Source organism: Streptomyces longispororuber, from assembly GCF_024448165.1.
GTDB classification, from domain to species: Bacteria; Actinomycetota; Actinomycetes; order Streptomycetales; family Streptomycetaceae; genus Streptomyces; species Streptomyces longispororuber_A.
Map to the genome: position 1 here is coordinate 1 of NZ_JAMOLN010000292.1, position 10,039 is coordinate 10,039.

At 73.8% G+C, this 10,039-nt stretch carries 4 protein-coding genes; 2 read left to right on the forward strand and 2 right to left on the reverse strand.

What is annotated here, in order from left to right; all coding sequences use genetic code 11:
• Both M4J07_RS44020 and M4J07_RS44025 read left to right on the forward strand, forming a co-directional pair.
• Nucleotides 1-792: DUF4139 domain-containing protein (locus M4J07_RS44020; protein ID WP_255982247.1), on the forward strand; the 792-nt coding region annotated here is incomplete at its 5' end.
• A 7-nt stretch (nucleotides 793-799) separates the two neighbouring features.
• The gene (locus M4J07_RS44025) at nucleotides 800-2,395 is read left to right on the forward strand and encodes a mucoidy inhibitor MuiA family protein (protein WP_255982249.1); all 1,596 of its coding nucleotides are present in this window, start codon (nucleotides 800-802) and stop codon (nucleotides 2,393-2,395) included.
• 66 nt (nucleotides 2,396-2,461) lie between these two features.
• On the opposite strand, the gene M4J07_RS44030 is transcribed toward M4J07_RS44025, so the two are convergent.
• On the reverse strand, nucleotides 2,462-6,373 hold the full coding sequence (locus M4J07_RS44030) for a glycoside hydrolase family 2 TIM barrel-domain containing protein (RefSeq protein ID WP_255982251.1): 3,912 nt from the start codon (nucleotides 6,371-6,373) through the stop codon (nucleotides 2,462-2,464).
• A gap of 147 nt (nucleotides 6,374-6,520) precedes the next feature.
• The coding region (locus M4J07_RS44035; protein WP_255982253.1) for an NACHT domain-containing protein at nucleotides 6,521-10,039 on the reverse strand (3,519 nt) is incomplete at its 5' end.

Genomic DNA, 10,039 nt, shown 5'->3' on the forward strand with positions numbered 1-10,039 from the left:
TCCGGTCCGGAGGCGAGCGGCGGTCGCCGTGGCCTCCTCTCCCCCGGGACCGTCGCCGACCCGGTGGCCGCCGAGTACCGGCGCCGCGCGGAGTCGGTGAGTTCGCTGCCGCTGCCGGGGCACGCGGTGCGGCCGCGCGAGGCGGCGGGTTCCTTCGACCACCGCTACGACGCGCAGGGCACCGCCGACATCCCCTCCGACGGCGGCTGGCACACGGTCACCGTCACGGAACTCCCGGTCGGGCTCCGCTCCGAGTACCTCTGCGTGCCCTCCGTCGAGGAGACCGTGTACGCGACCCTGGTCGTCACGAACGCGACCCAGCAGGCCCTGCTGGCCGGGCCCGTGGACGTCACGGTCGACGGTGACCAGCTGCCGACCACCGCCCTGCCCACCCTCGCCCCGGGCGGCACCGGCCGCGTGGGGCTCGGCCCCGCCGAGGCGGTCCGGGTCGGCCGCCGCACGGAGCTGCGCGAGTCGACGGCGGGACTGCGCAACACCACGACCGTGCTCGACCACCGGATCCACGTCGACCTGGCCAACCGCCTCGCCCGGCCGGTCACCGTGGAGGTGCGCGAGCGCGTCCCGGTCACCTCCGAGGCCGACGTCCGCATCGAGGAACGGCCCGGCTGGACGGAACCTGAGGGCGGCGGCGACGGGCCCGAGCGGCACGTCCCCGGCACGCGCCTGTGGCGGGTCGACGTCCCCGCGGGCGGCACCGCCGCGCTCGACGGCGGTTACGAGATCCGCATCCCGGCCGCCAAGGCCCTCACCGGCGGCAACCGGAGGAGCTGACCCAGCCATGTCCACACCCACTGCAACCGAGTCGGTCTCCGCTCCGGTCCCCGACGCGATCCCGCTGCCCGTCACCTCGGTGACCTGCCTGGAGGACCGCGCGCACATCGAACGCACCACCACCCTCCACCTGGAGCCCGGCGTGCAGCGGCTCCGCCTCGGGCCCGTCGGCGCCCTCGCCGTCGACCGCAGCCTGCACGCGGAACTCACCGGCGAGCAGGGCGAGTTCACCGTCCTGGACGTCCGCGTGGTGCGGGCCTGGACGCCCCGCGGCCCCGAGGCGCCGACCGACGAGGACTCCCCGCTGCGGCGGCGGGCGCACGCGCTCGGCGAGGAGCTGCGCACCCTGGAGCAGCGCCGCGACCGACTGGAGACCCGACTGGACGTGCTGGGCAGGCTCGCCACCGATCTGCTGCGGGAGATCGGCGAGGGTACCGGCTACGGCGAGTCCGAACCGGAGCGCTGGTCCGCCGAGTTGGACCGCCTCGACACCGAGCGCGACATGTACGAGGAGGAACTCGGCACCGTCCGGGCCAGGATGGCCGGGCTGAGCGACGAACTCAACGAGACCCACAACGCGTTGCTCCACACCGAGCAGGAGCCGCCGGAGCTCACCGCGCACGTCGAACTGACGGTACGGGCCCCGGCCGCGGGCCCCGCCGTACTCCGGCTGAGCCACCTCACGCCCTGCGCCCTGTGGCGCCCGGCCTACCGTGCGACGCTCCAGGGCGGCGAACTCGCCCTGCAGACCGACGCGATGGTGTGGCAGCGCACCGGCGAGGACTGGTCCGGTGTCCGGCTGACCCTGTCGACGGCCCGGTCCAGCCTGGCCACCGCTCCGCCGCGGCTCGTCGAGGACCGGCTGACCCTCCGGGACAGGTCCACGGCCGAGCGCCGCACCGTGGACGTGGAGGTGCGGGAGGAGAAGGTCTCCGACGTCGGCCCCGCGACGGTCCCCGGCCTGCCGGGCGTCGACGACGGCGGCGAGGTGCGCGTCCTGCACGCACCCGGGCCGGCCTCGGTGCCGGGCGACGGACACGGGCACCGCGTCCCGCTCACCGGCAGCACGTCGGCGGCGCACAGCGAGTACGTCTGCGCGCCCGAACTGTCGCCGCTGGTCACCCAGGTGGTGCGGTTCACGAACACGGCGGGCCACGCCCTGCTCGCCGGCCCCGTCGAACTGGTCCGCGACAGCGGCTTCACCGGCCGCGGCACCCTGGACTTCACCGCTCCCGGTGCCCCCGCCGAGCTCGCGTTCGGCAGTTCGGACAGCCACCGGGTGCTGCGCGAGACCGAGGAGTCCCGGGACACCGCGGGACTCACCCAGCGGACCGTGATCACCCGCACGGTACGGCTGCACCTGTCACGGTTCTCCGCGCCCGGCGAGAGCGACGACCGGGTGATCACGCTGCGCGAACGGATCCCGGTCTCCGAGGTGACGGGCGTCGAGGTCCGCCTGCGCAAGGACGCCTGCTCCCCCGCCCCGGACTCGGTCGACGCGGACGGCATCGCCCGCTGGGACGTCTCCCTCCCACCGGGCGGCCGCCGCACGGTGACGCTGGTCTACGAGGTGTCCGCGAGCGGGAAGGTCACCGGGCTGTGAGAGGCCCGCGGGCCGTCGGGACCGGTCACGCACCGGTCCCGACGGCCCGCCGTGCCTCCGGTCCCGCTACTCGCCCGCCGTCGGCCTGCGCGACAGCTCCGTGGCCCGCCGCACGTCGGTGAGGGGCCGCAGCCGGTAGGTGTAGGCATAGTCCCGGTCCGCGAGCAGCTTGTACGCGTCGTGCGTGTGGGCGCCCCAGCTGTTGTCGCCGCCCACGCCCATCTGCCGGTGGTTCACGCGCAGGACGACCTGGTCACGCGGGACGAGCTGGTAGTCGTGGCGCACCCCGACGGAGAGGTCCTCGGGCGTGAAGTGCGAGGCGTTGATCTCGACCAGCGGCTCGCCGCTCACCAGGAGCCCGCGACCGCGCCGGTCGGTGAGGGCCGCCCAGCGGACGTCGGTCTTGTTGCCGTTCTCCTGGGGCCGGATGTACGGACTCCACTGCTCGGCCACCGTCGACGACCACGTCCCCACGTCCGTTCCGTCGTTGCGGTCCCAGTGGTTCTCCTCGGGGCCGCGACCGTAGTAGTGCAGCCGGTCGAGGGCGGCGGGCAGCCGCAGGATCGTGCCGACCTCGGGGAGGTACGGAAGCGAACCGGCGCCCGGGTGGACGGTGTTGTCGACCTTGATCTCGCCGTTGCCGAACACGGTGAACGTCGTCGTGTACGTGGACTCGGCCGTCGTCGGCAGGGTGCCGCGCACGGCGATCTCGACGGCGCGGCCGTCGATGCCGCGCACGGTGACGTCCGTGACCTTGCGGTGCGCGCCCGCGTCGCGCCAGGTCTGGTTGCGGACGTGCTGGCCGTTGCCGCGGTCGTTGTCGGTGGGCGCGCGCCAGAAGTTGGGCGCGGGCCCGTCGCTGACCAGCACGGTGCCGTGCGCCTCGTACGAGGTGATGGTCCCGGTCGACTTGTCGACGACGACGGTGAAGTCGGCTCCGTCGACGGTGACGTCGGCCTTCCCGTCCTCGTAGGACAGGGTCGGCACGGAGCGCAGGGGCACAGGGGTGACGTCGGGGCCTGCGGCGTCCAGCGGGAGCTGGATCCGGGCCACCTCGAATCCGGCGTCCGCCCAGGGGGTCTTCTCCTTCGTGGTGAAGGAGAGCTGGAGGAAGTACTCGCTGCCTGGTTCGGGGTTGCCGGGGAGGCTGACCGGCACGGTGATGTCCTGGCTGGACAGCGGTGCGACGTCGAGCTGCGCGCGGGTCAGTTTTCCGCGCCGGACGACCTCGCCGTCGACGGAGAGCTCCCATCTGCCGTCGTAGGCACGGAGGTTGGTGAAGAGGTTCTCGTTCGTGAGCGTGACCCGGCCGGGGGCGCCGCCGTCCTTGGGCCGGGCGCCGATCGCCTGGTAGATGCGCTTCACCTGGGTGATCTTGCCGGTGTGGCCACGGTCCGCGGTGACGATGCCGTCGGCGACGAACGCGCCGTCGTTGGGGTTGTCGCCCCAGTCGCCGCCGAACGCGAAGAACGTCTGCTGCTTCCCGTCGCCGGCCCTGACCGCCTCGTGGCCCGCGGTCCGCGCGTCGAACCAGAACCGTACGCCGTCGCCGTCCGGCTTCCGTCCGTCGTCGGAGAGTTCCCCGGCGGTGAGGGCCCGCGCGTACACCCGGGCCCGGCGCACGGAACCGCTGAACTCCCGGGTCGGGTTGTCGAGGTCGAAGGCCAGGCACAGGGGTGCGGTGTTGTTCGTCGGCTTGCGGTCGGTGGTCCTGGTGGCCTTCGCCTCGCCGTCGACGTACAGGGTGAGCTTCCCGGCGTCCGCGTCGAAGACGCCCGCGACGTGATGTTCGACGTCGGTCCAACCCTCCGCGGGAGTCGTCCAGTTGACCGCGATCCACTGCCCGTCGGAGCAGATGAAGAACTCCAGGGTCCGGTCGGACAGCTTGAGCGCGTACTGGGTGTCGCCCTTGGCGATGACCGGCTGGTGGCCGTAGCGGACGTGCTGGGTGAGCCAGGCTTCGAGGGTCAGCGAACCGGTGAGGTCGAGGCGGTCGTCGCGGGCGAAGACGGTCGCCCCGGTCACGCCCTTCTCGCGGGTGAACTCCGCGGACGCGGGCATGACCTCGCCGGTCAGCCCCAACGGTCCCGTCTCGGTCAGCAGGGTGCGCGCGGGCATCGGCCAGCTCAGCGACTGGTCGACGAAGTCCCAGATCCAGCCGCCCTGGAGGACGTCGTGGCGGCGGACGACGTCCCAGTACTCCTTGAAGTTGCCGGTCGAGTTCCCCATCGAGTGGGCGTACTCGATCATCACGTACGGGCGGGTGTCGGAGGTGTCCTTCGCGCGCGCCTCCACCCGGGTCGGCGACTCGTACATGGCGGAGCGGATGTCGCTCACGCCGGGGCTGTCGTCGCCCTCGTACTGGATCACCCGGGTCGTGTCGTAGGAGCGGATCCAGTCGTGCATGGCCTTGAAGGTGGAGCCCGACCCCGCCTCGTTGCCGAGCGACCAGATGACCACGGAGGCGTGGTTCTTGTCGCGGTGGACCATGTTCTGCGCGCGCTGCACGCACGCCTTGCTCCAGTCGTCCTTGCTCGCGGGGTACGCGTCGCGGACGCCGTGCGTCTCCAGGTTCGTCTCGTCGACGAGGTACAGGCCGTACTCGTCGGCGAGCTCGTACCAGAGCGGGTTGTTCGGGTAGTGCGAGGTGCGCACGGAGTTGATGTTCGCCTGTTTGATGACCGTCATGTCGCGCACGAGGTCGTCGCGGGTGAGGGCGGTGCCGCGGTCCGGGTGCATCTCGTGGCGGTTGGTGCCGCGCAGCGAGACCGGCTTGCCGTTGATCCGCATCAGCCCGTCCCGCATCGCGAACTCGCGCAGGCCGACGCGGTGCGAGAGCGTCTCGGTCACCTTGCCTGCCGGGTCGCGGAGCTGGAGCACGGCCGTGTAGAGGTGCGGCTGTTCCGCGGACCAGAGCCGGGGCGAGGGCACCGGCTTGGCGTCCTGGCCCTCGGCTTCGCCGTCGGCGAGGGTGAGGCGCTGGGTGAGCGGCCGCGGCCACACGGCGTGGCCGTCGGGGTCGTAGAGCTGTGTCTCGACGGTGTACGCGTCTCCGTCGGCGTCGCCGTCGTAGTCCCGCAGGGCCGCCGTGACCGAGAGACCGGCACTGGTGTACCCGTCCGCCATGGGGGTGTCGAGGCGGAAGTCCCGCACGTGGACGGTGGGCGTCGAGTACAGGTACACGGACCGGAAGATCCCGCTGAGCCGGATCATGTCCTGGTCCTCGAGCCAGTCGCCGTCGGAGTAGCGGTAGACCTCGACCGCGACGTGGTTCGTGCCGTCGGTCAGGTAGGGGGTGATGTCGTACTCGGCGGGCGTGTACGAGTCCTCGTGGTAGCCGGCCAACTGCCCGTTGACCCACAGGTAGTGGGCGGACTTCACGCCCTCGAAGTGCAGGAACGTCCGCCGGCCCGCCCAGCCCTTCGGCACGGTGAAGGTGCGTCTGTACTGGCCCACCGGGTTGTATCTGGTCGGCGCGGCGGGCGGCTGGGGCTCCTCGCCGAGGCCGTTCGGTCCCCGCCACGGGTAGGTGATGTTGATGTAGATCGGGAAGTCGTGCCCGTGCAGCTGCCAGACCGACGGGACCGGGATCGTCTCCCACCCGGAGTCGTCGAGGTCGGTGCGGTGGAAGTCGTCGAGCTTGTCCGCGGGCCGGTCGACGTACTTGAACTTCCAGTCGCCGTCCAGGCTCTGCCGGTACGCCGAGCGGGTGCGGTCGGCGGCGAGGGCCCGCTGGACGTTCTCGTACGGCATGAGGGTGGTGTGCGGGGGCTCGGTGCCGAGCTGGAAGAGGTCGATGTGGCCGTTCCACTCGTCACCGGTGGCGTCGAGGCCGGCGGCGAGGGCGCGGGCGGTTCCGGCAGGCAGGACGGAGGAGAGCGCGAGCCCGCCGACGACGGCGGCGCCCGCCTCCAGGAGCCGGCGGCGGCTGATGTACGTGCTGGGGTGGACGTCCGGGTGCGGGTGCGGGTGCGTCATGAGGTGCCCTTCCACGAGTGCGGACACGTGCAACCAATGGGGCCTGACGGGCAGTTGAGCAGGGCCCACCTTAGGAACACAACACAATCGCCACAATGACGCCGTCGGATTCTGTCGCTTTCTGAGTGCTCGCCGCGTCCCCGGTCCTCACGCCCCGTCCGCCGGGCGCTGCCGGTACGCGTCGTTGATGACCTTCTCCGCGAGGGCCCGCTGTCCCGGCGGCGTGGTGACGCGGAGCCAGAGGTAGAAGTCGAGCGGCCGTCGCGCCGTGTTCTTCCGGCCGTTCCAGGTGGGCGTCCGCCACCAGGACCGCAGGCCGCGCACCAGATGGGCGGTGGCGCCGCCGTCCGCCGCCTCCCGCACGCGGAAGCGGGTGTGCGCGTCGTGCCGGGACAGCGAACCGGCGTATGGCGCGGGGCGGTCCGCGTAGAAGTCGTCCCGCTCGCGGGTGGTGCAGGCGCCGCCGCAGTCGTGGACGGCCAGGGTGAGGCGCACCGGCCCGTCCGGGGTGTCGGCGGTGCAGGTCACGTCGTCGGTGAAGGAGCCGGCGCCCGCCCCGTCGCAGCGCGTCCCGCGCGGCAGCCTCAGCGCCAGCCAGAAGTAGCCGGAGTGGAAGCCGAGAATCGAGGAGGGGTCGTCGGCGGCCCAGGTGGCGCCGGTCAGCCGGCCCGCGGCCTTCGCGTCGTAGAGGCCGAACCGGGACAGCCCCGGCGCCCGCGGCACGACCGCGTCGCGCAGGGTCCGCTCCCCCGGCCCCGGCGGTCCCAGCCGGCCCGCGTTGTGCAGCACGGTGCGGGCCACCAGCCGTGCCGCGTCCAGGACTTGGGCCTCGGTGGCGAACTCCAGGCTGACGTCGACCGTGACGACCATGTTGTCCGCGCTCGCCCGCACCCGGCCCATGGGCGAGGTGTACGCCGGGGTCTTCGCGCGCAGGACCGGGTCCTCGCCGGGCACCGGCCGGGTGCCCTCGAACGCGGTGTCGCCGATCCCGGACACCGCCTTCGCGCCGCCCCACATCGTCGGCGACCGCGCCCACTCGTCCGCCCAGGAACTGCTGCTGCGCCGGTCCACGGCCGCCGTGAACCCGACGCCGACGCCGATCCACGCCTCCGGGCGCAGCGCGGCGCCTTCCGTGTACGTGCAGCCGCTGGACCCGGCCGTCGGCACGGCGAAGGACCGCATGGACCCGGCGGCGGGCAGGACCACGCCGGGCCGGGGGTCGCGCGGGACGCGGACGGGGTCGGCGAGGAAGCCGCGCAGATCGTGCTCCGTGAGCAGGGTGCAGGCCGGGGCGAGGGCGCGGACCGGGCCCGCGGCGGGCGGGCCGCCCAGCGCGCCAGCGAGGAGGACGAACGCGGCGGGCCCCGCGACGAGGGCTGCCAGTGCGGCGGTGATCCGCTGCCGGTCGGGCATCCGCAGCCGGGAACGCTGCCGGAGCTCCAGTTCCAGTGCCGGTCCGGTCTCCGACCGCGGTGCGGCGGCGAGTTCGTTGCGCAGCTCCAGGTGGCGGAACCGGTAGAAGGCTCCCGTCCGCTGGAGCACCCCGCGGCGGTGGGCGTCCTGGAGGAACGACATCGGCTGCCACGGCATGCGGCCGCTCAGTGCGAGCCAGGTCCTGGCGAGGCAGTACCGGCCCCATGCCGACGCCGCGAACCCGAGGGCAGCGGCGGCGACGAGGGCGGTCGCCGCGAGGACGAACCAGTGGGCGGGCTCCACCACGTCACGGCCGAGCCCGCGCCCCCAGACGAGCACCGCCCCCGCGAGGACGCCCACGGCCCCGAGGGGGAACCGCAGCCCCGCGCCGGCCGGCGCGGCGGGGACGAGTCCCAGGGTGAGCACGGTCCGCCGGTCGGCGCGCAGCAGTTCCAGGGGGCCATGAGCCTCCGGGTCGGCGGGCCTGCGCAGGGCGCCGCCCATCGCGTGCAGGATCCACACGGCGATGAGCACCCCGAGGGCCGCTGCGACGCCGAACGAGGGGAGCAGCAGAGCCAGCGCGCCCAAGGTGAACGGCAGGGGGACGGTGAACTGCCGGACGGACGCCAGGACGTCCCGCGGCCCCGGCCTCACCAGACGCTGGGGGACCACCAGGGCGTCCCGGCGGACCCCGTAGCGCCCCACGACCGCAGCGGCGGCCACCAGCAGCGCGGCCACCGCCCCGCGCGGGACCGGCACGTCCTGGTACCCGTCCGCCCACGGGAGTCGTGCCGTGTCGACGGCGAGGGCGGCCGCGGCGGCCACGGGCAGGACGAGCAGCAGCAGGGCGCCGCGCGGCAACATGCGTTCCAGGCGCCACCACGCGATGTCCCGGCGGCCGGTCCGCCGCTCCTCCGCGGCCAGTTGGGCGAGCCAGTGCCGCGCCTGGCGGGGTGTCCAGCGCCGCCGGTGGTCGGGGGCGTCGCCGTCCGGTGCGTACGCGGCGTCGACGAACGAGCTGAGCAGATGGCGCCGCACCGCCCGTGCGGTGGGGAACTCCTCGGTGTCGAGGAGCTCGGCGGGCCGTGCCGAGGTGTCGCTGTAGACGACCCGTGCCATGGCCACCATCAGCGGGGTGCGGAGCACACCGCGCAGCCGCCGGGCCTGCGCGGTGTCCCCGTCCGTCAGGGCGGTGAGCACCGGGTCCCATTTGCTGCGGTGGTCCGCGCCGGGGCGGGCGGACAGCAGCAGGTAGCCGCGGACGTCCTCGACGTCGAGGGGCCGCAGTTCGACCGCCGCCATGCCGGGCAGCCGGACGTCGCCCTGCCGCATGGCGTCGCGGTACGCGGCGACCCGGCTGGTGAGCACGAGGGGGACGTCGCCGTGCAGTCCGCTGCGCAGCTGACGCAGGGCGTCCACCCGGGCGGACGCGGGCAGTTCGTCGAATCCGTCGAGGACCGGGAGCACGCGGCCGGAGGTGATCAGCCGATGGGCGACCGTGCGGCGGGCCGCGCCGGGGACCGTGACGGCGGAAGGGTGGGCCTGCGCCAGTTCGCCGGCCGCCCACCACCACACGGACGGTGTCTCGCGCGGGTTCCAGGACGCCAGGGGCAACACCACCGGCACCGGTTCGGCGTCCCGGCCGGTGCGGCGGCGCAGCAGCTCGCGGGCCAGGCGCACCACGAGCACGGACTTGCCGGCACCGGGGCCGCCGAGGATCGCGAGCCGGCGTCGCGGCAGCGCGTCGTACTGTTCGGCGATGCGCAGGAACTCGCCCTCCAGGACCGGGACGTGATCCGCTCCGCCGGTTTCCGGCAGCAGGCTCACCGGGTGGTCCGCGAGGTCCGGTTCGGCGGCGCGCCAGCGCACGGGCAGCGCCATCGGGTCGCCGATCCGGGCGTGCCGTTCCTCGCCGGCGTACTGCGCGGTCAGCATGTCGGCGAGGGAGCGGGCGGCGGCGTCGAGGCGGGCGACGGCGACCGGGGCCGTGGCGATCCGGCGCTCGCGCCGCACCCGCAGCGACGGCAGGAACGGCAGCAGGACGGCTGCGGCGAGGCAGCCGGCGACCGTCAGCCAGCGGGCGGCCGTCCCGAAGCGCACGAGGTCGGCGCCGTGGCCGAGCGCGAGCAGCACCGCAAGGGCGCCGAACACCGCGCCGCCCACGGCGCCGACGAGCCGCTCCCGGTGCGACGGCGCGGCAGCGGCGTACGTGATGTCCACGTGCCGCGCCTGGACGACGGGCCCGTGGAAGGT